General features: G+C 70.2%; 27 protein-coding genes. 10 read left to right on the top strand and 17 right to left on the bottom strand.

What is annotated here, in order from left to right:
* Positions 1-78: 78 nt before the first annotated feature.
* The gene (locus VFZ92_RS34140) at positions 79-876 is read right to left on the bottom strand and encodes a TIGR02569 family protein (protein ID WP_330880651.1); all 798 of its coding nucleotides are present in this window, start codon (positions 874-876) and stop codon (positions 79-81) included.
* A gap of 69 nt (positions 877-945) precedes the next feature.
* Entirely contained in the window at positions 946-1164 is a 219-nt protein-coding gene (locus VFZ92_RS34135; RefSeq protein ID WP_330880649.1) for a hypothetical protein, read from the bottom strand.
* Positions 1165-1355: 191 nt separating this feature from the next.
* On the opposite strand from VFZ92_RS34135, the gene VFZ92_RS34130 reads away from it, so the two are divergent.
* On the top strand, positions 1356-1934 hold the full coding sequence (locus VFZ92_RS34130) for a snapalysin family zinc-dependent metalloprotease (protein ID WP_414720093.1): 579 nt from the start codon (positions 1356-1358) through the stop codon (positions 1932-1934).
* Between the two features lie 103 nt (positions 1935-2037).
* Here VFZ92_RS34130 and VFZ92_RS34125 read toward each other — a convergent pair whose 3' ends face one another.
* The 4 genes from VFZ92_RS34125 to VFZ92_RS34110 form a co-directional block, all read right to left on the bottom strand.
* A complete protein-coding gene (locus VFZ92_RS34125) occupies positions 2038-2184 on the bottom strand; it encodes a hypothetical protein (protein ID WP_330880647.1) in 147 nt (48 codons plus the stop codon).
* Between the two features lie 55 nt (positions 2185-2239).
* Complete coding sequence (gene moeZ, locus VFZ92_RS34120) at positions 2240-3412, bottom strand: adenylyltransferase/sulfurtransferase MoeZ (RefSeq protein ID WP_330880644.1); 1173 nt, start codon at positions 3410-3412, stop codon at positions 2240-2242.
* Positions 3413-3509: 97 nt separating this feature from the next.
* Positions 3510-4610: a DUF3152 domain-containing protein gene (locus VFZ92_RS34115; RefSeq protein ID WP_330880642.1), complete on the bottom strand. Its 1101-nt coding sequence runs from the start codon at positions 4608-4610 to the stop codon at positions 3510-3512.
* Between the two features lie 43 nt (positions 4611-4653).
* Positions 4654-5637: an alpha/beta hydrolase gene (locus VFZ92_RS34110; protein ID WP_330880640.1), complete on the bottom strand. Its 984-nt coding sequence runs from the start codon at positions 5635-5637 to the stop codon at positions 4654-4656.
* A gap of 146 nt (positions 5638-5783) precedes the next feature.
* On the opposite strand from VFZ92_RS34110, the gene VFZ92_RS34105 reads away from it, so the two are divergent.
* Positions 5784-6434 carry a TetR/AcrR family transcriptional regulator gene (locus VFZ92_RS34105; protein WP_330880638.1) on the top strand — a complete coding sequence of 217 codons (651 nt, stop codon included), beginning with the start codon at positions 5784-5786 and terminating at the stop codon, positions 6432-6434.
* Between the two features lie 246 nt (positions 6435-6680).
* Here the strand turns inward: VFZ92_RS34105 and VFZ92_RS34100 are convergent, their stop codons facing one another.
* Together VFZ92_RS34100 and VFZ92_RS34095 are read right to left on the bottom strand one after the other, a co-directional pair.
* Positions 6681-7436 (bottom strand): alpha/beta hydrolase, encoded by a 756-nt coding sequence (locus tag VFZ92_RS34100; protein ID WP_330880703.1) that lies wholly within the window; start codon positions 7434-7436, stop codon positions 6681-6683.
* A 26-nt stretch (positions 7437-7462) separates the two neighbouring features.
* Complete coding sequence (locus tag VFZ92_RS34095; protein WP_330880636.1) at positions 7463-8362, bottom strand: diiron oxygenase; 900 nt, start codon at positions 8360-8362, stop codon at positions 7463-7465.
* Positions 8363-8425: 63 nt separating this feature from the next.
* Between VFZ92_RS34095 and VFZ92_RS34090 the strand changes: the two genes are divergently transcribed.
* Together VFZ92_RS34090 and VFZ92_RS34085 are read left to right on the top strand one after the other, a co-directional pair.
* A complete protein-coding gene (locus VFZ92_RS34090) occupies positions 8426-9148 on the top strand; it encodes a TetR/AcrR family transcriptional regulator (RefSeq protein WP_330880634.1) in 723 nt (240 codons plus the stop codon).
* Positions 9145-9435 carry a DUF4873 domain-containing protein gene (locus tag VFZ92_RS34085; RefSeq protein WP_330880632.1) on the top strand — a complete coding sequence of 97 codons (291 nt, stop codon included), beginning with the start codon at positions 9145-9147 and terminating at the stop codon, positions 9433-9435. Before VFZ92_RS34090 ends, VFZ92_RS34085 begins: the two co-directional genes overlap by 4 nt.
* 260 nt (positions 9436-9695) lie before the next feature.
* Here the strand turns inward: VFZ92_RS34085 and VFZ92_RS34080 are convergent, their stop codons facing one another.
* A complete protein-coding gene (locus tag VFZ92_RS34080; RefSeq protein WP_330880630.1) occupies positions 9696-9926 on the bottom strand; it encodes a DUF3107 domain-containing protein in 231 nt (76 codons plus the stop codon).
* A 66-nt stretch (positions 9927-9992) separates the two neighbouring features.
* Positions 9993-10670: a ferritin-like fold-containing protein gene (locus tag VFZ92_RS34075; RefSeq protein WP_330880628.1), complete on the bottom strand. Its 678-nt coding sequence runs from the start codon at positions 10668-10670 to the stop codon at positions 9993-9995.
* Positions 10671-11007: 337 nt separating this feature from the next.
* Here VFZ92_RS34075 and VFZ92_RS34070 point away from each other — a divergent pair, with 337 nt between their 5' ends.
* The 3 genes from VFZ92_RS34070 (at position 11008) to VFZ92_RS34060 (ending at position 15050) form a co-directional block, all read left to right on the top strand.
* The gene (locus VFZ92_RS34070) at positions 11008-12732 is read left to right on the top strand and encodes a DEAD/DEAH box helicase (protein WP_330880626.1); all 1725 of its coding nucleotides are present in this window, start codon (positions 11008-11010) and stop codon (positions 12730-12732) included.
* Positions 12733-12855: 123 nt separating this feature from the next.
* Complete coding sequence (locus VFZ92_RS34065; protein ID WP_330880624.1) at positions 12856-14124, top strand: hypothetical protein; 1269 nt, start codon at positions 12856-12858, stop codon at positions 14122-14124.
* 50 nt (positions 14125-14174) lie between these two features.
* On the top strand, positions 14175-15050 hold the full coding sequence (locus VFZ92_RS34060; protein ID WP_330880622.1) for an alpha/beta hydrolase: 876 nt from the start codon (positions 14175-14177) through the stop codon (positions 15048-15050).
* Positions 15051-15709: 659 nt separating this feature from the next.
* Here VFZ92_RS34060 and VFZ92_RS34055 read toward each other — a convergent pair.
* Both VFZ92_RS34055 and VFZ92_RS34050 read right to left on the bottom strand, forming a co-directional pair.
* Entirely contained in the window at positions 15710-16042 is a 333-nt protein-coding gene (locus VFZ92_RS34055; RefSeq protein WP_330880620.1) for a hypothetical protein, read from the bottom strand.
* Between the two features lie 9 nt (positions 16043-16051).
* Positions 16052-16891, bottom strand: a complete 840-nt coding sequence (locus VFZ92_RS34050) for a PD-(D/E)XK nuclease family protein (RefSeq protein WP_330880617.1) — start codon at positions 16889-16891, stop codon at positions 16052-16054.
* A gap of 64 nt (positions 16892-16955) precedes the next feature.
* On the opposite strand from VFZ92_RS34050, the gene VFZ92_RS34045 reads away from it, so the two are divergent.
* The gene (locus VFZ92_RS34045) at positions 16956-17297 is read left to right on the top strand and encodes an ArsC/Spx/MgsR family protein (protein ID WP_330880615.1); all 342 of its coding nucleotides are present in this window, start codon (positions 16956-16958) and stop codon (positions 17295-17297) included.
* Between the two features lie 111 nt (positions 17298-17408).
* Here VFZ92_RS34045 and VFZ92_RS34040 read toward each other — a convergent pair whose 3' ends face one another.
* From VFZ92_RS34040 to VFZ92_RS34030, 3 genes are read right to left on the bottom strand one after another with little or no spacing between them, the layout of a single operon-like run.
* Positions 17409-18266, bottom strand: a complete 858-nt coding sequence (locus VFZ92_RS34040) for a PHP domain-containing protein (RefSeq protein WP_330880613.1) — start codon at positions 18264-18266, stop codon at positions 17409-17411.
* 35 nt (positions 18267-18301) lie between these two features.
* Complete coding sequence (locus VFZ92_RS34035) at positions 18302-18862, bottom strand: PH domain-containing protein (protein WP_330880611.1); 561 nt, start codon at positions 18860-18862, stop codon at positions 18302-18304.
* Positions 18863-18900: 38 nt separating this feature from the next.
* Complete coding sequence (locus tag VFZ92_RS34030) at positions 18901-19059, bottom strand: hypothetical protein (RefSeq protein ID WP_170155688.1); 159 nt, start codon at positions 19057-19059, stop codon at positions 18901-18903.
* Positions 19060-19203: 144 nt separating this feature from the next.
* Here VFZ92_RS34030 and VFZ92_RS34025 point away from each other — a divergent pair, with 144 nt between their 5' ends.
* Complete coding sequence (locus VFZ92_RS34025) at positions 19204-19629, top strand: NUDIX hydrolase (protein WP_330880607.1); 426 nt, start codon at positions 19204-19206, stop codon at positions 19627-19629.
* Between the two features lie 49 nt (positions 19630-19678).
* Here the strand turns inward: VFZ92_RS34025 and VFZ92_RS34020 are convergent, their stop codons facing one another.
* Positions 19679-20788, bottom strand: coding sequence for a DUF2332 domain-containing protein (locus VFZ92_RS34020; protein WP_330880605.1), 1110 nt, complete (start codon positions 20786-20788; stop codon positions 19679-19681).
* A 1-nt stretch (position 20789) separates the two neighbouring features.
* A complete protein-coding gene (locus VFZ92_RS34015; RefSeq protein ID WP_330880603.1) occupies positions 20790-21293 on the bottom strand; it encodes a MaoC family dehydratase in 504 nt (167 codons plus the stop codon).
* Between the two features lie 338 nt (positions 21294-21631).
* Between VFZ92_RS34015 and corA the strand changes: the two genes are divergently transcribed.
* Positions 21632-22717: a magnesium/cobalt transporter CorA gene (gene corA, locus VFZ92_RS34010; protein WP_330880601.1), complete on the top strand. Its 1086-nt coding sequence runs from the start codon at positions 21632-21634 to the stop codon at positions 22715-22717.
* The last annotated feature ends 45 nt before the right edge of the window (positions 22718-22762 follow it).

The following is a 22762-nucleotide window of genomic DNA, read 5'->3' as shown; positions in this document are numbered from 1 at the left end:
GGGCCTGTTAACGCTGGAAGGCAGCGTGTTTCGCGGAGGGGAACTTGCCTGCTCTAGCCCCACCGGGGCGCGGTGAGGCTAGAGGACCTCGGACACCAGGTGCACCGCCCGGTCCAGCCCGCCGAGCGACTGGCGGCTCGACCTGGGGTGCAGCGCGTGCACGGCCAGCCGGAACAGCGTCGCCCGCAGCAGCACCTGCGGCCAGTCCGGCAGGTGGCCCCAGCGCTCCACGATGCCCCGGTCCGCTCCGCCCCAGGCCAGCGCGTCGACGACCACCACGGCCGCCGCCCAGCCCGCCGGACGCCAGTACGCGGCGAAGTCGATGATCGCGGGCGGCTGCGAGCCGGAGAACAGCACGTTGCCGAACAGGTCGCCGTGCACGACCTGCGGCTTCGTCGCCACCGGCTTGCGCGACACGGCCAGCACCTCGAACATCCGGCCGCCGAGGTCCGGGTCGAGGTCCGGCTTCTCCTCGCCCCACGCGCACCGGTCCGCGACGGCGAACAGGCCCGTCCGCGAGCCGAGGAACCGCGGTTTCGGCAGTTCGGCGGTCGCGTGGTGCAGGCGTTCCGCCACGGCGATCACCTCGTCGTGGCGCGGCTCGGCCCGCCCGGAGAGGTGCTTCGTCGCCGCCCAGCCGCCGACGACGTACCGGCCGTCGGTCGAGCGCAGCGGGCGGCCGATCCGCAGGTCGGGAACCGACAGCGCGTCGAGGGTCTTCGCCACCCAGGTGGCTTCGGCCGGGTTGGCCGCCGGGCGGATCGCCGCCTCACCGCAGCGCCACACTGGCCCGCCGTCGATCAACTCCGGCTCGGCGTCTCTCGCGCCGAAGGCCGCACGCACGTGCGACGGGGGCGGCTCCGGAGTTGGGGTCACGGTTCGGCACGCTACCTGCCTCCGCCGTTCAGGTGGTGGAGGTAGGCGGCCGTCACGGTGCGTGCCACATCACCCGCGGGTGAACAGCACCGCCATCGCGACGAGTCCGAACCCGCTCACCACGCACCACGAGACGAGCGCGACCGGCGACAGGTCGCCGTCCTCGCGGGCGCGCGCCACCTCGTCCAGCCGGTCGTTGAGGCGTTCGAGCGGGTAGACCGTCCAGTGCGCGAGCCGGTCCAGCAGGCGTTCGTAGGTCGAGCGGAACCGCGACAGGTTGGGCGCCACGGGGGAACCGTATCCCCGCGGACGCGGTCGTGTCCGAATTTTCCTGATCGAGGAATGTCAATCCCCTGAGCGGCCGGCGGGCCGCCCAGCGGTTCCTCCTTTTGACGGGTTGCCGGATCTGCCAGGACCCCTACTTTGGAATTGAGCCTCGCGGCTTCCCTGCGTTTTCCCTGTTTGCGAGGAGACACCCTGTGTTCAAGAAAGCATTTCTGACCGCCGCCCTGACAGCGGCTGCCGTCCTGACCCCGTTCAGCGCCGTGCAGGCCTCCGCACAGCCCGCGCCGCCCAGCGCGGCAGCGGTCACCGTGTACTACAGCACCGCCAGCGCACCCACGTTCCGGAGCGTGATCCGGCAGGGCGCGGCCAACTGGAACGCGCGCGTGACCAACGTGAAGCTGGTCGAGAACGCCTCGGCCGCCACCCTGACCTACCGCGAGGGCAACGACTCGCGCGGGTCCTACGCCAGCACCAACGGCCACGGCCGCGGGTACATCTTCATCGACTACAGCCAGGCACGGGTGTACAACCCCACCCGCATCGCGGCCCACGAGACGGGCCACGCGCTCGGGCTGCCGGACCACTACTCGGGCCCCTGCTCCGAGCTGATGTCCGGCGGTGGCCCCGGCCCGTCGTGCACGGTCGCCGTGCCGAACTCCGCCGAGGTCTCCAGGGTGAACTCCCTGTGGGCCAACGGTCTCGCGTCGACGAAGTCCGACGTCTGGACGACGACGATCTTCGACCCGTCGCTCGCACTGGCGCTCGCGGGCTGACGACCTGACCGGCCGTGGAGGGCGACACCCCTGAGGTCGCCCCCCACGGCCGGTCGCCGCGGCACCGCTCGCGCGGCGCCCCACCAGTGCGCGGAAATCGCGATCAGGGGAAAGGCTCCACCAATTCCACCCGAGCCTCGACCTGTTCCGGTTCGAGATCGTTCGACAGTTCCGGGGCCGACGTGCGGGTGATCCCGTCGAATTCACAATTGACACCGTCGAATGCGCTGTCGATGAATTCGACGATCATCAGAAGAGGCCGCCCCCCTCACGGGGAGCGGCCTCTTCGGCGGTCGGTCCGCGACCTAGTAGGTCGGCAGGCTCGGGTCGACCTCGCGGGCCCACGAGAGCACGCCGCCGCCCACGTGCACGGCGTCGGAGAAGCCCGCCTTGTGCAGTGCGGCCAGGGCCTCCGCGGACCGCGCACCCGACTTGCAGTGCAGCACGATCTGCTTGTCCTGCGGCAGCTCGGCGAACGCCTCGCCGGACAGGATCCGGTCCTTCGGGATCAGGACCGAGCCGGGGATGCGGACGATCTCGAACTCGTGCGGCTCGCGCACGTCCACGAGCAGGAAGTTCTCGCCCGCGTCCTGCTTGTGCTTGAGCTCCAGCGGCGTGATGGTGCTGCCCGCCGCCGCCTCCTGCGCGTCCGTCGAGACGACACCGCAGAACGCGTCGTAGTCGATCAGCTCGGTGATCTTCGGGCTCTCCGGGTCCTTCCGGATCTTGATGGTCCGGTAGGTCATGTCGAGCGCGTCGTAGACCATGAGCCGCCCGAGCAGCGGGTCGCCGATGCCGGTGAGCAGCTTGATCGCCTCGGTCACCATGATCGACCCGATGGACGCGCACAGCACGCCCAGCACGCCGCCCTCGGCGCACGACGGGACCATGCCCGGCGGTGGCGGCTCGGGGTAGAGGTCGCGGTAGTTCAGGCCCTGGCCGCCGGGGGCGTCGTCCCAGAAGACGCTGACCTGGCCCTCGAAGCGGAAGATCGAGCCCCACACGTAGGGCTTGCCCAGCAGCACCGCGGCGTCGTTGACCAGGTACCTGGTGGCGAAGTTGTCCGTGCCGTCCAGGATCAGGTCGTAGTCGCGGAAGATGTCGAGCGCGTTCTCCGAGTTCAGGTGCACCTGGTGCAGGTTGACCTTCACGAACGGGTTGATCTCGGCCACGGAGTCGCGAGCGGACTCGGCCTTGGGCTTGCCCACGTCGGACTGACCGTGGATGACCTGGCGCTGCAGGTTCGACTCGTCGACGATGTCGAAGTCGACAACGCCCAACGTGCCCACACCGGCCGCGGCCAGGTAGAGCAGAGCGGGACTGCCAAGGCCACCCGCGCCGACGACCAGCACCTTCGCGTTCTTCAGGCGCTTCTGCCCGTCCACCCCGACGTCCGGGATGATCAGGTGCCGGCTGTACCGGGCGACTTCTTCCTTGGTCAGCTCCGCTGCGGGCTCCACGAGCGGCGGAAGCGCCATCTGTCCTCCTCGACGAAACATGTCCTCGTAAATCGGACAACACCAGACTGCCCGTTCGTCTTCCCGGATGGGAAGTCGTCCCAACCGGTGGACGTCGCTACTTGGGCGCGACCGGGAACGCGTTCGTCGTGCAGGTCTTGCCGTCCGCCGGGACGCGGCCCTTGTTGCTCTCGTCGACCTCGTTGAGCTGGGCCACGTAGTCGTTGGACACGCCGAACGTCTGCTGCATCATCACCGGCGCGGGCGCCCCGGCCTCCTGGCACGCCTCGTGGCCGTGGCCGAGCGCGTGGCCGACCTCGTGGTTGATGGCGTACTGGCGGTAGGACGAGATGTCGTTGCTGAACGCCTTCGCGCCGCGCAGCCAGCGGGCGTTGTTGATGATGACCCGCTTGATGTTCGGGTCCCAGCACGACGACTCGTACTGGATCTGGAAGCCGCAGATCTGGTGGGTCGTGTTCGTGCTCGTCAGGCTGATCGTGAAGTCGGCCTTCGTGGTGCCGTCGACGCGCTGCATCCCGACCTCGCCGGTGCCGACCCAGCTCCGGTTGTCGGAGAGGAACGACGCGATGGTCCGCGCGAACGCGTCCTTGTCGCCGCCGTAGTCGGCGGGCTCGACGCCGTCCTCGATGGCGATGGCGTAGGTGTAGACCTTGCCCTGGCCGACCACGTCGGTCGTGCCGGGGATGACCTGCCAGGTGCCCGCGCCGTTCTCGGAGTACGCGGGGCCGTCGGGCAGCACGGCGGTCGGGATGTTCAGGTCCAGCTTCGGCGGCGGCGTCTCGGACGCCGCGGGCGGCCCCTGGTTCGTCGACGTCAGGTCGGAACGGGGCTCGGTGCCACCACCGCCACCGTCCTCGTCAGCGCCGCCACCCAGGCCCGCGGCGCCGATCTGGAACGAGGCGGGCACCGCGCTGTCCAGCACGACCAGCAGCGTCAGCACGAGCAGCACGGGGATCGCGTAGACGCGCCAGCCGTAGTTCGACACCAGGCCCGCGACGCCCGTGCGGCGCCTGCGCGGCCGGTACTCCTCGGCCTCCGCCGGGTCCGGCTCCCACGAGGCGGCCAGCGGCTCCGCGCTGGTCCGGCGCGCGCCACGGCGGTAGCGCTCCTCCGACGTCGGCGGGGCCGAGGACCGGCCGTCCGCGGACGGGTGTCGCTCGCCCGATGGGCCACGGCCTCCCTGTGTCGTCCGGTTCACCGCGTCAGGGTCCCACATCGCCCGTTCAGTGGCCTGCACACCGTCACCACGTCCCCTCCCGCACCGACTCCCACATGCCGAGCACCGCACGCGCGACGGACCTGGGCCGCTCCATCTGGGCCACGTGACCGGTGTTCGGCAGCACGAGCAGCCTGCCGCGCGGCAGCGACCGGGCCGTCCGCGGCGCCCGCCGGACGCTGATCAACCGGTCTTCGGCACCCCACACCACCAGCGACGGCGCCCGCACCAGCCGGGCGAGCCGCCACATCGACCGCTGCCCGGCCGACACCCACAGCCGTACCAGCGACAGCGTGCTCCCGTTCAGCGCCGCGTTCACCCACGGCTGCCCGCCCATCTCGGCGGCCTCCTCCATGCTCTCCACGATCCGGTGCTCCGGCACCACGTCCGGCTCGGCGAAGACGAGCCGCATCACCTGCTCGGTCCGCACGCGCGCGCCGAGCGCGTCCAGGCTGCGCTGCATGGACCGCCCGATGAACGGCAGCACCGTGAGCGGCAGCCGCGGGTCGGACACCCGGCGCAGGCTGGGCCGCAGGTCCGGCATGGCGGGCGACACGAGCGTCAGCGTCCGCACCAGGTCGGGCCGCACGGCGGCCACGATGAGGGACACGGTGCCGCCCATGGAGTTCCCGGCCAGGTGCACCGCGCCCCGGTCGAGCGACTCGATGTAGTCGATCATCGTCCGGGCGTGGCTGACCATGCTGTAGTCGTACCCGGCCTCCGGCTCCGACCGGCCGAAGCCGGGCAGGTCGGGCGAGTACCCGTCGGCGTACCCGGCGAGCTGCGTCGACAGGTCCGTCCAGTTCGTCGAGGACCCGCCGAGCCCGTGCACGTAGACGGCGGTGGCCGCCGGGTCGCCGGGCGTGCGGCGCACGAACAGCCGGTGCTCGCGAGCCGTCACGTACTCACCGGGGTACGGCCGGACGCTCGTGTCGAGCGGCGGCAGCGGCGAGGTGGACAGCGGCACACGGGTGAGGGCGGGCCGTGCCGTCTCCAACATGTCGGTCATCACTCCAGGATGCCTGGTCAGCCGCTCGCCGGACGAGATCGGGGGAAGGACCGTTCACGAAAGAGGGCTACCAGCGAGTAAGGTTGCCGTCGGGCAGCGGGGGGCACACTCCTCGCAGGCTCTGCGATGACCTGGCTGGAGGCACGATGACGGAGACGGCCCAGACTGCGGTTGGGCACCAGAGCAGCACCCCGGCCGGACGCGGAGTGCGGCTCCCGCGCACCGCGCGCCGCGCCCAACTGCTCACCGCGGCGCAGGACGTGTTCGTGACGAACGGCTACCACGCCGCCGCGATGGACGAGATCGCCGAACGCGCGGGCGTCAGCAAACCCGTTCTGTACCAACACTTTCCGGGGAAGCTGGAGCTGTACATGGCGCTCCTCGACTCCCACGTGGACGAACTCGTGGCCAGGGTCCGCGGCGCCATCGGGTCCAGCACGGACAACAAGCTCCGCGTGCACGCGGCGGTGGCCGCGTTCTACGACTTCGTGGACGGCGAGGGCCAGGCGTTCCGCATGGTCTTCGAATCGGACCTCCGCGGCGAACCGGCGGTGGCCAAAGCGGTGGAGCGAGCCACCACGGACAGCGTGGACGCCATCACCGAGACCATCACGGCGGACGCGGGCCTGGACGAAGCGCGGGCGAGACTGCTGGCGACGGGCCTGGTGGGCCTGAGCCAGGTAACCGCGAGGGCCTGGCTGGCGGACAACCGCAAGGTCCCGAAGGAAGAAGCGGTGAACCTCATCTCGAACCTCGCCTGGCGAGGCATCGGCGGCGGCTTCCCCCTCCAGCACTGAAGAAGAACGAACAACGAGAGGGTCGCAGGCAACAGCCTGCGACCCTCTCGCCACGAAAGCCGGACCCACCACAAACCCAGGACGAGCGCCCTGGAGCAGTGGCCACCCGGTCCCCGAGGACCAGCAGCCACCCGATCCCCTGGAACCGGCAGCCACCCGATCCCCTGGAACCAGCGGCTACCCGATCCGACAGAACCAGCAGCCGGATCCGACGGGCCCAGCAGCAACCCGGAGCCCCAAGCCCCCTCACAAAAACCGCCGAATCCGCTCCCCCACCTCCCCCGCCCTCTCCATGGGCAACATGTGCCCAGCTCCTGGGAGAACGACCAACTCAGCCTGCGGCAACTCCCCGGCGACAACACGGGCATGCCGAACCGGGGTCAGCAAATCCGCCCCACCCGCCAGCACAACAGCGGGCACCCTGGCCAGCTCCGCCAACGCCTTGCCCCGGTCGTGCGCGGCCACCTCGTTCCGGAAGTCCACGAAAGCGCCCCCGGCACACCGCGCGATCATCCTCGACGCGGCCACCACGTCCTTCCACGAGGCCCGCCGCCCGAACAGCATCCACCGCAGCCCCACCGGCATCACGCGCGCGAACCCCAGCACCGCCCGGCGGCCCAGCCACCGCCCCAGCACCCTCTCCGCGGCCCGCACCGGCGGCAGCCCACCGCTGGACGTCGCCACGAACACCGCGCCGCGCACCCGGTCGTACACCGCGGGGTGCCGCTCGGCGAGCGCCATCATCGTCATGCCGCCCATCGAGTGCCCGACCAGGACGAGTTCACCGTCCGGCGCGCACGCCTCCAGCACCTCGGCCAGGTCGTCGGCGAGCTGGTCGAGCGTCCGCACCGTCCCACCGCCGGACGCGCCGTGCCCGCGGTGGTCGTACCGCAGCACCCGCCCCGGCAGAGCGTCCGCGACCCGGTCCCACGACGTCAGGTCCAGCGTCCACCCGTGCAGCAGCACCACCGTCACGTCGGACGGCGGGCCGCTCACCACCACGTTCAACGTGGTTCCGTCCGAGACCCTCACGGCAGCAGGAACGAGCGTCGCCACGCGCGCATCCCCGGCTTCCCCACGAGCCCTACCTCGTCCAGGAACTTCATGATCCGCTCCCCCGACCACCTGATCGTCTCCTGCCAGGCCGGGTTCCCCAGCGCGGCCCGGTGCGCCTCGTCCACGTCCAGCCCGACGGCGGCGTAGGCCTTCGGGTTGATGATGCTGCGGGTGATGAACATGGCCACGGTGGCCAGCAGCCACCGCTGGTACGGCAGCTCCGCCTTCGACACCGACGCCATCCCCCGCACCACCTCCTCCCGCGCGAACCGCACGTGCCGCGCCTCCTCCAGCACGTGGATCCGGTTCACCATCCGCACCAGCGGCTGCACCGTCTCGTCGGCCATCGTCTCGCGCTGCAACCGGTCGAGCACCTCCTCGGCGACCAGGATCGACCCGTACAGGGCGGGCCCGTACCCGATGACCGGCAGCAGCCGCCCCAGGCGGTGCACGTGGGCGGGAGGCCCGTAGGGCGGGCACCCGATCCGGTCCACCATGCGCGCGAACATCGTCGAGTGGCGGCACTCGTCGGCGATCTCGGTCAGCGCGTACTGGACGTGCATCGTCGTCGGGTCCGACCGGTAGACCTCCTTGAGCAGCATCTGCATCAGGAGCACCTCGAACCACAGCCCGACGCTCGCGATGCTCGCGATCTCGTGCTTGCTCAGCTCGACGCGCTGGTCCTCGCTCATCCGGTCCCACAGCGGCGTGCCGTAGAGCGAGCAGCGGTGCTCCGGCGTGTACCGCAGGCCGTCGACCAGCGGCGCGGCCCAGTCGATGTCCACGTCGGGGTCGTAGAACTTGTCTGCCGAGGAGTTGAGCAGCCGTTCCGCGGTCTTCTCGCGATCGGCGACCTTCAAGGGCCTCGTCATCAGGTCCTCCGCATGGAGTAAGTGTTACTTGAGGTAACGGTTACTTCTGGTAGCGTGCGTCACATGGCTCGCACTGTCAAGGGTGGTTCGGACGCACGCCGCGAACGGTGGAAGGGGCACCGCGAGGCCAGGCGTGCGGAGTTCGTCGAGGCGACGATCAGGGCGGTCGCCAAGCACGGTCCCGACGTGGGCATGGACGAGATCGCGACCGAGGCGGGCGTCAGCAAGCCCGTCCTCTACCGGCACTTCGCCGACAAGTCCGACCTCTACCTCGCCGTCGGCCGTCGCGGCACCGACATGCTCATGGACCGCCTCGGCCCGGCCATCGAGAAGGACGGCCCGATCCGCGACCGGATCCGCGGCATCGTCGACGCCTACCTGTGCGTCATCGAGGAGAACCCCAACCTCTACCGCTTCGTCGTGCGCGGCTCGTTCACCGACCGCCCGGTGGAGCAGGACGTCGTCCACGAGGACAAGGCCCTGATCGCCGCGAACCTGGCCCGCATCCTCGGCGACTACCTGCGCGCGTTCGACATGGACTCCGGCGGCGCGGAACCGTGGGCGCACGCGCTGGTCGGCATGGTCCAGAACGCGGGCGACTGGTGGCTGGACCGCCAGTCGATGAGCAGGCAGAGCCTCAGCGAGTACCTGGCCACCATCATCTGGCACGCCATCGACGGCCTGCTCCGCTCGGCGAACATCACCGTCGACCCGGACACGCCCCTGCCGGGCAGCGTCTTCACCACCGGACCGACCTTGCGCCTGATCAACTCGGAGGAAGCGTGAGCGCCGACGAAGAGGGCTACACCGGCAGGGCGGAACTGCTGGCGGACGGCCAGACGATCGAGGTGGACGTGGACCTGAGGGGCTTCTTCCAGCCGATCGACGGCCGCTACCACTGGTACGGCCGGATAGCCGCGAACGCCCAGGTGACCACCCTCGCCGAATCGGGCACCAGAACGGCCCTGCTGCGCACCCCGACGGGCGAGGCGCAGGGTGCCCTGACCGACCCGGACCCGTGGCACCGCTACCGGGTGAGCGGCACCAGCACCCCACCGTTCAAGGTCGACTGACAGACGACTGACAGAGGTCCTCCAAAGGTGAGGACCCCAACCAACCTGACCGTGCCCAACGCAAGCGTGACCGGTTTTACCAGGGGATTCGCCCCTCACCCTTGTTGATCGGGCAGGCCACCGCCCCTGCCCGCAAGCCCGATCGAGGGACCCCGAGCCGAACCGGCCACACCACAACGGCACGGGCGGACAACTGGCAACACACCCCACAAATGCCACAAGGGACCACCCGATCAGGTGATCCCTTGTGCAGGAAAAGCCTAGTCCCCCGAAGCGAACCCGACCCGACGCGTGTCGCTGGGCCCGATCTCGACGTAGGAGATGCGCGTCGTGGGCACCACGAACCGGGCACCCTTCTGGTCCACCAGCACGAGCTGGCCGCTCTGCTCCTTGAACGCGACGGCGACCAGCGACTCAACCTCGTCAGGGGTGAGACCGCTGGACACGACGAGCTCCCGCGGGCTGTCCGCGATGCCGACCCTGACCTCCACGCTGACCTCCGTGCACAAAGATTCGACGCTCAACCGGCTAACCGGCGACCATGACCGACATCAACCCTAGCCGAGCCCGAGGTTCCCCATGCGCCGCGTGTGGCTCTGCTGGAGCCGCCGGAACAGGCCGGCGATGCCCGCGAGGTCGCCCGATCCTCGGATGATCAGCTCGGCGAGCCCGTCGCGTTCGGCCACCACGTACTGGGCCTGCGTCAACGCCTCTCCGAGCAGCCTGCGGCCCCAGAGCGTGAGCCGGTCCTTCAGCTTCGGGTCGGCCGCGCAGGCGGCGCGGACTTCGCGCTCGGCGAACGCGGAGTGGCCCGTGTCGTCGAGCACGGCGAGCACCAGCGCCTTGGTGCCCTCGTCGAGCCACTCGGCGATCTCGCGGTAGAAATCGGCGGCCAGACCGTCGCCGACGTAGGCCTTGACCAGTGACTCGTGCCACGACCGGGGGGCCGTGGACGCGTGGAAGTTGTCGAAGCCGGCGACGAACGGGCGCATCACGTCCTCGATCACCACACCGCGCTCGGCGAGGTAGCGCTCCAGCTGCGCGTAGTGGCCGATCTCGGCCGCCGCCATCGCCGAGAGGTCGGCCCTGCCCGCCAGAGTCGGTGCTGTGCGGGCATCTTCCGCCAGCCGGTCGAACGCCGACAGCTCGCCGTACGCGAGCGCGCCGAGCAGGTCGACGACACCTTCCTCAACGCTTCCGCCCTCGACGACCCCGGCCGTCTCCGCCTCGCTCATGGGTCCGAGCCTAGTCGGGCGCGGTGTTGCGCGGCGGTGACCGGCAGGTCTCGGTCGGTGGTCGAAGTCGCGTGGAAACCCCGAACGACGTGCCCGGCGGGTAGACTCGCTCTTTGACGCCCGGCGGTCGACGCTGCGCGGCCCAGGTCGGCATGCCTGCCGACGGGCTCGCGGCAGTGGAGGAGCCGCGGTTGCAGATCACGGCGGCATGGTGCCGCCACGTGAGGGTGCGCGCACAAACCTCGCTGGCCCTCCCGCTCCACGCCCGGCCACTCCCGATCCGGCCCGCTGGCGGTGGTGCGGTCGAGAGGCCCGTCCAGGGCCCGTGCGCGCTGGTATGAGAGAGGCGATCACCCTGACCGCTAGCGATGAAGACCTGACCAATCTCGACCCGGTGGCACTGGAGCACAGCGAGGCCGGTGTCCCCGACGAGGACACCTCGCAGCCGCTGATGGCCAACGCGCCCGTCGAGAACACCGCCCCGACGTTCGCCGAGCTGGGGGTGCGCGAGGAGATCGTGCGCGCGCTCGGCGAGGCGGGCATCGAACGCACGTTCGCGATCCAGGAGCTGACCCTCCCGCTCGCGCTGGCGGGTGACGACGTCATCGGCCAGGCCCGCACGGGCACCGGCAAGACGCTGGGCTTCGGCATCCCGCTGCTCCAGCGCATCGTCTCCCCCGGCGACGGCACGCCCCAGGCGCTCGTGGTGGTCCCGACCCGCGAGCTGTGCCTCCAGGTCACCCGCGACCTGACCGAAGCCGCGAAGTACCTCGACATCACCGTCCTGGCGATCTACGGCGGCCGTCCCTACGAGCCCCAGATCGCGGCGCTGCGCAAGGGCGTCGACGTGGTCGTCGGCACGCCCGGCCGCCTGCTCGACCTGGCCGAGCAGCGCCACCTGGTGCTCGGGAAGGTCCGCAACCTCGTCCTGGACGAGGCGGACGAGATGCTCGACCTGGGCTTCCTGCCCGACATCGAGCGCGTGCTGCGCATGGTCCCGGACGAGCGCCAGACGATGCTGTTCTCGGCGACCATGCCGGGCCCGATCATCACGCTCGCGCGCACGTTCCTCACCCAGCCCACGCACATCAGGGCCGAGGAGAACGACGCCAGCGCGATCCACGAGCGCACGGAGCAGTTCGTCTACCGCGCGCACGCGCTGGACAAGGTGGAGCTGCTGGCCCGCCTGCTCCAGGCGAAGGACCGCGGCCTCTCGATGATCTTCACGCGCACCAAGCGGACCGCGCAGAAGATCTCCGACGACCTCGCCGAGCGCGGTTTCGCCGCGGCGGCGGTGCACGGCGACCTCGGTCAGGGCGCCCGTGAGCAGGCGCTGCGCGCGTTCCGCGCGGGCAAGGTGGACGTGCTGGTCGCGACGGACGTCGCCGCGCGCGGCATCGACGTGGCGGGCGTGACGCACGTCGTCAACTACCAGTGCCCCGAGGACGAGAAGACCTACGTGCACCGCATCGGCCGCACGGGTCGCGCGGGCCGCACGGGCGTCGCGGTCACGTTCGTCGACTGGGACGAGGAGCCGCGCTGGAAGTCGATCAGCGACGCGCTGAACCTCGGCAAGCCGGAGCCGGTGGAGACGTACTCGACGTCGGACCACCTGTTCACGGACCTGGACATCCCGCCGAGTTCGACGGGCAGGCTGCCGCTGGGCCAGCGGACCCGCACCGGTCTGGACTCGGAGCCCGAGGAAGACCTCAAGGGCGACAAGAAGGGCGGCGCGCGCAAGCGGAGCCGCAGCCGCACGACGCGCTCCGGCGGTTCGTCCGCGGGCACCGAGCAGCAGGCGAGCACGTCGAGCACCCCCGCGACGAAGACCGCCGAACCGGGTGAGGAGGACGGCCAGCGCCGTCCCCGCAGGCGGCGCAGCCGCGGCGGCGCACCGGTCACGGGCGAAACCGCAGCTCAGGCCCCCGAGGCAGTGGCGGAGAGCGCGCCGGGCGAGAACGGCGAGCGTCCCGCGAGGCGCCGCAGGCGGCGGCGCGCGGGCGGCGAGTCGGGCGGAAACCCGGAGGCGGCTGCGAACGACGCCGTGTCCTCGGCAGACTGACACCTGACGCGAGCGGTGCACGAACGAACGATCGGGAGCCAGGCAGTGGGACAGTCGGAGCAGGTCGAGGATTCCGCACTCCTGGCTCCCGAGTCGAACGGGGCTACACCTCCGCCCGAGGACGTGCTGGTCGCGCCCTCGGCGGACACCCCGGAGCCCCCTCCGGACCTGCCCGAGCGGTCGTTCCGCACGCGCGGGGACTTCATCGCCGCCGCGCTGCTGGCGGTGGTCGTCCTGGTGACGGGGTCGCTCGTGTACCTGTTCAGCGACGCGCGGGCGACGACGTCCGAGACGACCTCCGCGCCCGCGCCCGAACTGCCGGTGGCCGACAAGCTGCCGCCGTCGCTCGCCGAGATCTGGCGGGCGCCCAGCGGCGGCACCCAGGCGCCGACGTGGATCGGCAGCGTCGTCGTGACCGGCGACGGTGGCGAGGTCGTCGGCCGCGACCCGCTGAGCGGCGACGTCCGCTGGCGCTACCGCCGCGACCTGCCGCTGTGCACGATCACCGCGGCCTGGGACAAGGCGCTGGTGTCCTACAGCAAGGGCACCGGCTGCTCCGAGATCACCTCGCTGGACCCCGTGAGCGGCGCTCGCGGCCCCCAGCGCAACGGTGACGCCGAGCTGGGTTCGCGCCTGCTCACCGAGGGCTCGCACGTCCTGACCACCGGCAAGGAGTACGTCGAGGTCTACCGCAAGGACGACCTGGTCCGCTCCCTGGAGTACGGCAAGCTGCGGGCCATCGTGAACCCGAACAAGCAGCCCCGCACCGGCTGCGAGTACAGCTCCTTCGCCGTCACGACCGGCAAGATCGCGATGATCGAGCGCTGCTACGCGAACGACCCGTCGGACCGCCTCACCGTGCTGAAGCCCAACCCGGAGAAGTCGGACTCCCCCGAGGTCATCAGCAGCGTCGTGCTCGGCACCAAGGGCGCCCGCGTCGTCGCCGTGACGACCAACCGCGTCGCCGTCGCCACGCCCGGCACCCCCGCCAAGCTGTCCGTGTTCGACGCCGACACCGGCGGCCTGGTCAACGAGTACCCGCTGGACCTGCCCGAATCCGACCTCGCGGGCGACGCGCCCGGCGGCGTCGTGCCGATCACCGTCAGCACGGCGAACGTCTACTGGTTCACCGGGTCCCGCACGATCGCCCTGTCGCTGGAAGACCTCGGTCCGAAGTGGACCGCGCAGGACACGATCGGCGCGGGCAGCACCCTGGCGGGCCAGGTCCTGATCCCCGTCGAGGACGGCCTCAAGGTGCTCGACCAGCTGACCGGCACCGAGATCGGCACGGTCCCGGTGAACCGCAAGGGCTACGAGGGCAGCATCCAGTCCAGCACGATCGGCCCGGTGGTCCTGGAGCAACGCGGCGGCACCCTGGTGGCCCTGCGCTGACGGTCGCGGTTCACCAGACCGAACCAGCCCCGTTGCGGCAGACTGAAGCCGTGTACTCGCAGATCAGCCCCCACCGCGCCAGCAGGGTCGACCTGCCGGGCCGCTACGGTCCGGTGGCGGCCTTGCGCGCCACCCCGGTAGGCACCGACCTGGGTGCCACGGCCCTGCTCGTACCGGGCTTCACCGGTTCCAAGGAGGACTTCGCCCCGCTGGTCGACCCGCTGTCGGACTCCGGTCTGGACGTCGTGGCGATCGACCTGCCGGGCCAGTACGAATCAGCGGGCCCGACGGCGGAAGCCGACTACCGGCCGTCGGTGCTGGGAGAAGCACTGGCGGAACTGGCGGCGAAACTGGCGGCCGAGGGCCGTCGGGTCCTCCTGCTCGGTCATTCCTTCGGCGGACTGGTGGCACGCGGCGCGGTGTTCGCGGGCGCCCCGATCGCCGGTCTGACCCTGATGTCCTCCGGTGCCGGTGAACTCCCCTCGGGTGAACGCCGAACCGCCCTGGACCACAGCGAGATCATCATGCGGGAATTGGGCGTGGAAGCGGCGCAGAAGATCGCGGAGCAGAGTTCCTCGCGAAGCCCGAAATGGCAGAACCCGCCGGAGCGGCTCCGTGCGCTCCTGCGAGACCGCTTCCTGAAATCGGCTCCGCAGAGTCTGCTGGGCATGGGGGCGGCGATCCGCACGGAGCCGGACCTGGTGGCGAAACTGGCCCGCACCCTGCGCACGGCGCAGGTCCCCTGCCTGGTCGTGTGCGGGGAGGCGGACGATGCCTGGTCACCGGCGGGCCAACGAGACATGGCAGAACGCCTGGACGCGGACTTCGCGGTACTACCGGGGGCGATCCACTCACCGAACACGGAAACGCCGGAAGCCCTGCTGACCACCCTGCTGCCCACCTGGCGTGCGTGGCTCACGTCGTGACGTGGTTCGCGACGTGACGTGGTTCGCGACGGTAGGTGGGAGTTGATCGGGCAGGCCGCCGCTTCTGTTGGCAAGTTCGATCGAGGGGGTCTGGGTCGTTCCCTTCCACCACCCCGCTCGCGCGATTGTCTCGTACGGTTTCCGGAGTTTGTCAAGGCGGGAAAGATGCCTTGACAAACTCCGGAAACCGTGAGGTCGCTTGTCGACCGGGGCGGTGGAGGGTGGGAGGTTTGAGGCTCCGGGTTGGGTGGTGGGGCTGGTTGGCAGGGGATGCCTTGAAAAGGTGGCCCGGTTGCGTTGTCGTGTTTGGAGGTGCCTCGGCTCCGTCGCCGAGCTTGAAAAGGTGGCCCAGTTGCGTTGCCGTGTTTGGAGGTGCCTCGGCTCCATTGCCGGGCTGAAGGTCGCTCGGCTTCGTCGCCGTGACTGGAGGTGGCCCAGTTGCGTTGCCGTGCTTCGGGTTTGGGCGGGTTGAGAGTCCCGCCGTGAAGGTGCCTCGGCTCCGTTGCCGTGCCTCGTCGTGGGCTCGGTGGGAGTCCCGCCCTGGTGGTCCACGCCTGTGCGGTGTCGGGCTGCGGGTCGGGCTTCGCCCTCGCCTCGGGTGTGCCGGTCCCGTTGGCCCCTCTGGTCATGCGCCGGCAGCGACTGCGGTCGGTGAGGCCTCAGGCCCACCAGTAGATCCACAAGCCCGTGAAGCCCACCAGCAGCACTCCGAGTGAGAACAGGGCCGCTGTCCAGCCTCGGCGTCTGTCCGCGAAGATCTGGCAGACGACGGCCAGTGCCGCCACCACCCAGTGGCCGATCACCACTCCCCACCCGAGGCCCGGCAGGTTTCGGCCTCCCGCGTACCACTGCACCGCCACCGTCGCCACGGCCAGCAGCACCAGACCCACCGCGAACGCCCCGCTGATGCCGCGCCAGGCGCGCGCGACGAGTCGTTCGCGGCGCGGTCTCGCTTCGGGTGTGTGGAGTTCAACCGTGATCGGTTCGCTCATGAAGCCTCCTCAGGGTGCGAGCATGGCCCACGGGTCCAGCGAGGGTGCGGCCTGCTGGCCTTCCGGGCAGCTGCGCCGGAAGTCGCACCAGGTGCACTGCCTGCCGGTGCGCGGCGGGAACAGGATTTCCGGGTCTCCGCCGGCGGCCAAGGTATCGGCTGCCAGGCTCAGCTCGTCAGCGGCTTCCTCCGCCCGCGACACGTGCCTGCCCAGGCTCTCGTCGGTGTGGTCCCACGCCGAGACGGTCCCGGTCGGCAGGTGGTGCAGTTCGACGCGGTGGCAGGGCTTGCGGAGCGTCCGCCGCGCGGCGAGCGCGTAGAGCGCCAAGGCCAACGAACCACGGGCGTCGTCGACCGTCAACGCGTGCCTACCGGTCTTGTAGTCGACGATGACGAGTTCGCCGTCGCGCAGGTCGATGCGGTCCACCCGGCCCTCGGCGACGATCTTCGACGTCGAGGTGGAGACCCAGCGCTCGATCCCGACGGGCTCGATGGTCGTGTCCAGCTCGCTCACGTAGTCGCGCACCCAGCCGTCCGCGCGCTCGCGGTAGACCGCCGCCTGCTGGGCGTCGCGGAAGCCGTCGTCCTTCCACTGCCGGTGCACCAGCGCCACGGCCTGGTCCGGGGTGCGCTTGGCGGCGGGCAGGTCGAACAGGGCCTTCAACGCGTTGTGCACCACCGCGCCCAACGTGTTGTGCGCCCACGCTCCGCCGCGCGGTGGCGTGGGCCTGTCCAGGTACGCCATGCGGTACCGGCGTGGGCAGTCCGCCCAGTTGGCCAGCTTCGACGGCGTCACCCGAACGAGCTTGCGCGGCAAGCTTCCGAAATCGAACCCGAGCTGCTCCTGCACCCGGCCAAGGCTACGCAAGGACACCGACAGTGCCGCCACGAGCACCCACCGGCAGGATGTCGACATGGAGATCTGGCACAACCCGCGCTGCTCGAAGTCCCGCGCCGCCAAGCAGGCGCTGGACGCCGCGACCATCGACCACGTCGAGCGCCGCTACCTCGACGACGCCCCGACGGCCGTCGAAATCGCGGCCGTGCTGGACAAGATGGGCGCCGAGCCGTGGGACATCACCCGGCTCGGCGAGGCCCGCGCCAAGGAGCTCGGGCTGGCGACGCTCGCCCGTGACCGCGACGCCTGGCTGGAGGTGCTGGCGGCGAACCCGGTCCTCATCGAGCGCCCGATCGTCATCACGGACACCACGGCGTTCGTCGCCCGGACGGACGAGGCGCTCGCGTCGCTGCGGTGACGGTCGGGCCCGGAGGCACGGCCGACCGGGTGATCACCCGGAAGACCCTGGTACCGCTCACGCACCGTGGCCGGGCGCTCGACCCGAACCCCGGCCCGGCTCCACCCGCGCCTAGCCGACGAGGACCTTGCTGCCCGTCGCGCGGTCGGCCAGGGCGTCCAGCATCTCCGGCGCGGTGGTCTCCGCGCCCAGCCGGACGGTCTTGTTGGTCCCGTGGTAGTCGCTGGACCCGGTCACCAGCAGGCCCAGGTCGCCCGCGAGCGAGCGGAGCCGGTCGCGGGTCGCGGTGTCGTGGTCCGGGTGGTCCACCTCGACCCCCGTCAGCCCCTTGCCCGCCAGGTCCGCCACGACCTGGTCGGTCACGATCGGACCGCGCGACACGGCGAACGGGTGGGCCAGGACCGTCACGCCGCCCGCGTCGGTGATCATCTCGATCGCCCGCTCGACGGGTGTGTCGGTCTTCGGCACGTAGTACCGGCCGCCGGTGAGGTACTTGGCGAACGCCTCGTTGACGCTCTCGACCACGCCCGCGCGCATCAGCGCCATCGCCAGGTGGGGCCTGCCCGCCGGAGCGTCCTCCGGCAGCGCGGCCATGAGTTCGTCGGGGTCGATGGGGAAGCCGTCCTCGACCATGCGGGCCGCCATCACGCGGACCCGGTGTCTGCGCTCGGACCTCAGCCTGAGCTGCTCCTCGATGATCGCCACCGAGGTGGGGTCGTAGAGGTAGGCCAGCAGGTGGACTGTGATCAGCCGCCCCAGGCCGTCCATCGAGGCGCACGACAGCTCGGCACCGCGGACGAGCCGCAGACCGGGCGGCAGCGCGGCGGCGGCTTCCTGCCACCCCGCTGACGTGTCGTGGTCGGTGATCGCGACCGCGTGGAGCCCGGTGGCCGCCGCGGCGGCCACCAGTTCCGCGGGCGTGTCGGTGCCGTCGGACTGACTTGAATGGGCGTGCAGGTCGATGCGCACCCGTGCAGTGTGGCCGACGGCCTCGACCACCGCTCCTACGGCACCATCTTCTTGCCTCGCGCGACCCGTTGAGCCTTGATCATCGAGAAGCGGTCGGCCTGGGCCTTCTTGTCGCCGAAGGTCAGTTCCGAGATGGCGTCGTACACCTGCTCGGGGTTCGGCAGGAACTCGATCCGGTTCAACGCCTGGATCTGCCCCGCCGACTCCACGACCAGGGTGCCGTAGCCGAACATCCGGCCCAGCACCGTCCGCTCGTAGGTGAGGTCGGTGACCTTGGTGATCGGCATCATCGCCACCTTGGTCTCGAAGACCCCGGAGGAGATCATGAACCGCTTGTCGGTCACCACGATCCGCTCGACCCACCACTCCATGACGAAGTAGGCCAGCCGGAGCAGCACGAACAGCGCGGCGTACCAGAGCACGTTCTGGACGATCCCCGCGTTGTCGGGCAGCAGGTAGGAGATCATCATCGCGCCGGCGAGCAGAGCCGCCGCTTCGAGGATGTCCCACAGCAAGCTGCTCCAGTGCCTGCGCACCCTGATGACCCGACGCTCGGTACCGAGCAGGTACTCGTCGGGGTCTCTCGGAGCGAACACGGCCTACCGCCTCTCGCCGTCGGAGGGAGCCGGGCGACTCAGAACAATTGTTTCACGAAAGTGATCAGCGCCTCAGCTGCTCCCCGGAGCGTGGCCAGGATGTTCTGCACCAGCTGAGCCGCTTGCTGTGGCTCGGCGATGAGGAAGAACAGCAGCAAGCCGACCCCTGCGAAGGTGAGAATCTTCTTCAGATTCACAATGATCAACCCCGTCCGCTACCCGCACCCTGTTGGCGCCAGATGAAAACCGTTGTACCGCACTCCGCGGCACGTTGGAGGATTTGTACCGCACATGGGTCAGTGCGGTGCACCACCGATCCGGTACGACTACGTTCGGTAACCGTGACGCGGAGCGTTGGACCGAGCATCCGGTGCGTTGGTGGGATCGTGTTCGACACCGACGGGCGACTACTACTTGTGCGACGGCTCAATCCACCAGGTGAGGGACTGTGGTCGATCCCCGGCGGCCGAGTGGAGCCCGGAGAGGCCGATGACGAGGCCGTGAGGCGCGAACTGGCCGAGGAGACGGGACTCTCCGTCACCGTCGACCGGTGGGTCGGCACCGTCACCCGTCCGGCCGCAGGCGGCGCCTACGAGATCCACGACTACCTCTGCCAGGTCGAATCGGGTGTGCTCCTAGCGGGGGACGACGCATCGGATGCACGCTGGTGCTCCACTGCGATCTTGACCACACTTCGGGAGGCCGATCTACTCACCGAGGGCCTCTACACCGCTCTTGACGAGTGGGGACAGCTGCCGCGGAGCTGAGCGGCTTCGCCCGATCGGGTTCGGTTCACTCCCACGATGTGGGAACGCATCACGCCAGCCAGACGAGCCGCTGGCCGTGCAGCCCCGTCTTCGCCAGCGCCCGCGCGACGGGCGGCGCGCCGGTGCCGTCCCAGTGCGCCGTGCCGAGCACGCCGAACGCCGGTTCGCGGTCCCCCGGCCGCAGGTCGTCGCGGCCCGGCAGCACGTGCGCGAGGCCCGCGCCGTAGGCCTCGTGGCTGATCCACCACACCGGGCGGCCGAGGTCGCCGAGCGCGGCCACGAACTCCGCGCGCCTCCCCTCGGGCAGGTACGGCATCAGGGTGCTGGTGATCACCACGAGCGGCAGCTCGGCGGGCACGAGCGCGGCGGCCCTCGCCAGGTCGTCGACGGCGTCGCCCTCGACGAACACCGGTGGCGCCTTGCGCTGCACGGTGGCGGCCACGCCGAAGTACCGCAGCCGCTCGGGCTGGTCGGCCCAGATGCAGGCCTCCAGCCACGCGTAGGCGTCCTCGTCGGTCAGGTCGACGGGGGCGAGGTCCAGACCGACCTTCGCGGCCACCTTGACCGTCTTGGGCAGCTTCGGCAGCTCGACGCCGGGAGCGACCTCCAGCGCGCAGTGCAGCCCGAGCAGGGCCTTCGGCGGGCCGCTGACGAGCTGCCCGGCCTGGAGGGTCTGGTACCGGTAGCCGTACTGGTCGAGCCCGAGCAGCAGGCCCGCGCTCGTGCCGACCTCCAGCAGCCCCAGCGGCGACCCCGCCTGCTTCGCCACCGCGGCGACGGCCGGGAACAGCAGCGCGGCCCGGCGGACCTCGTTGGTCTGCGTGGTCCGGGTCGTGACGAGCGCGCGCACCTTCTCCGCGCGCTGGAGGACGAAGTCGCGGAACAGCGGCCACGTGCGCTCGTCGGCGCCGTACGTGCCGCCCAGCGACGGGTAGTAGTTCGACAGCTCGTGGAACGGTTCGGCCTGGAGCAGCCGGTGGGCCGCCGCGAGGAGGAGCGTCGGGTGCCCGAACCCCTCCGGCGCGGCGGCCAGCAGACCGGCGACCTCCGGATCGTCGGCGGCCTTCAGCGCGAGGTGCTCGTACAGCGGCGAGACCCCCGCGGCCTCCACCTCCGCGAACCGCCGCAGCTTGCTCCGCACCAGGTCCAGAGAGGTCACGTCACTCCTTCGGTTCAGGCCTACCCGGCTGCTCGCCACCGCGGCTCGCGCCGTAGGACTCCTTCGGCACCATGACCTTGCGCCGGAACACGCAGACGACCGTGCCGTCCTGCTTGTACCCGCGGGTCTCCACGTGCACGATGCCCCGGTCGTCCTTCGACTTCGACGGGGTCTTGTCGAGCACCTCGGTCTCACCGTAGATGGTGTCGCCGTGGAAGGTCGGCTTGATGTGCTTGAGGGACTCGACCTCCAGGTTCGCGATCGCCTTCCCCGAGACGTCCGGCACGGACATGCCCAGCAGCAGCGAGTACACGTAGTTGCCGACGACGACGTTCTTGCCGAAGTCGGTCGTCTCCGACGCGTAGTGCGCGTCCATGTGCAGCGGGTGGTGGTTCATCGTGAGCAGGCAGAACAGGTGGTCGTCGTACTCCGTCACGGTCTTGCCAGGCCAGTGCTTGTAGACGGCGCCGACCTCGAACTCCTCGTAGTAACGACCGAACTGCACCGCACGCCTCCAGTGGTGTGTGATCCGAACCCCACCGGTCGGGCGGACCGGGAATCCGACCGGGGAGACAGTAGAAACACCAAGGGAGTACCCTCGGCAACTGGTCTGTGAGCGAATCCACCGCTCGTGGCCGTCGACCCGAGGAGGTGAGGACGCACCCATGAACAAGGACCCCCATCCTGCGAGTACCACCCGCGTCCCCTCCGGTTGGGTCCACCTCTAGCGGTCGGCCCCTGCGGTACCGGTCGGGACGCTCCGGTGTCGGAGCCCCTCTCCCAGCAAGTCAGCGAGGCTCCGGCGCGTCGTCAGCGAGTTCACGACGTGTGCCTGGAGGACCAATGCGCAACCTGCCTTCGCTGGGCGGCCTGAGAGGCCGCGCGCCCCGCCGCGCCGCCCCGCGGGCCGTCCCCGTCCCCGTGCCGCTGTCGGCCTACGTCGTGGACTGCGCGGTCTACGTCGACGGGAAGCGCCTGCCCGGCCGCTGGACGCACACGGCGGCGGTGGAGGAGGTCCGCGAGCGCGGCGACGGCTTCGTGTGGATCGGTCTGCACGAGCCGGACGAGGAGCAGATCCAGGGCGTCGCCGAGACGTTCGGGCTGCACGAGCTGGCCGTCGAGGACGCGGTGCACGCGCACCAGCGGCCGAAGCTGGAGCGCTACGACAACACGCTGTTCATGGTGCTCAAGACCGTGAAGTACGTGCAGAACGCGTCGCCGGACACCGCGAACGAGATCGTCGAGAGCGGCGAGATCATGGTGTTCCTCGGGCGCGACTTCGTCGTCACGGTGCGGCACGGCAACCACTCGGGCCTCAGCGCCGTCCGGCACGACCTGGAGTGCGACGCGGAGAAGCTGCGGGTGGGCCCGGCCGCGGTGCTGTACTCGATCTCGGACCACGTCGTGGACAACTACCTCGACGTGACGTCCCGGATCGAGGACGACATCGACCAGATGGAGGCGATGGTGTTCGCGCCGCGCAGCCGGGTCAGCGCGGACCAGATCTACCTCATGAAGCGCGAGGTGCTGGAGCTGCGGCGCGCGGTCATGCCGCTCGCGATCCCGTTGCGGCGCTTGGCTGAGGGCTACACGCCGCTGATCCCGGAGCAGGTGCGCTCGTACTTCCGCGACGTGGACGACCACCTCATCGAGGTGTCGGAGCGGGTCACCAACTTCGACGAGCTGCTCACCACGCTCGTCGACGCGACGCTGGCGAAGATCACCCTCCAGCAGAACTCGGACATGCGGAAGATCTCCGCGTGGGTCGCGATCATCTCGGTGCCGACGATGGTGGTCGGCGTCTACGGGATGAACTTCGAGAACATGCCCGAACTCAAGTGGAAGTACGGCTACCCGCTGGTGGTCTCCGCGGTCATCGTGGCGTGCCTGATCCTCTACCGAATATTTCGTCGGAACCGCTGGCTCTAGCCCCCCAGTCCCCACCCGACCCGACGGGATGTCCCCACCATGACC

This window comes from Umezawaea sp. (genome assembly GCF_036375055.1).
GTDB lineage: Bacteria > Actinomycetota > Actinomycetes > Mycobacteriales > Pseudonocardiaceae > Umezawaea.
The sequence above is the reverse complement of the archived record's forward strand: the minus strand, read 5'-3'. Positions and strand labels throughout refer to the sequence as shown.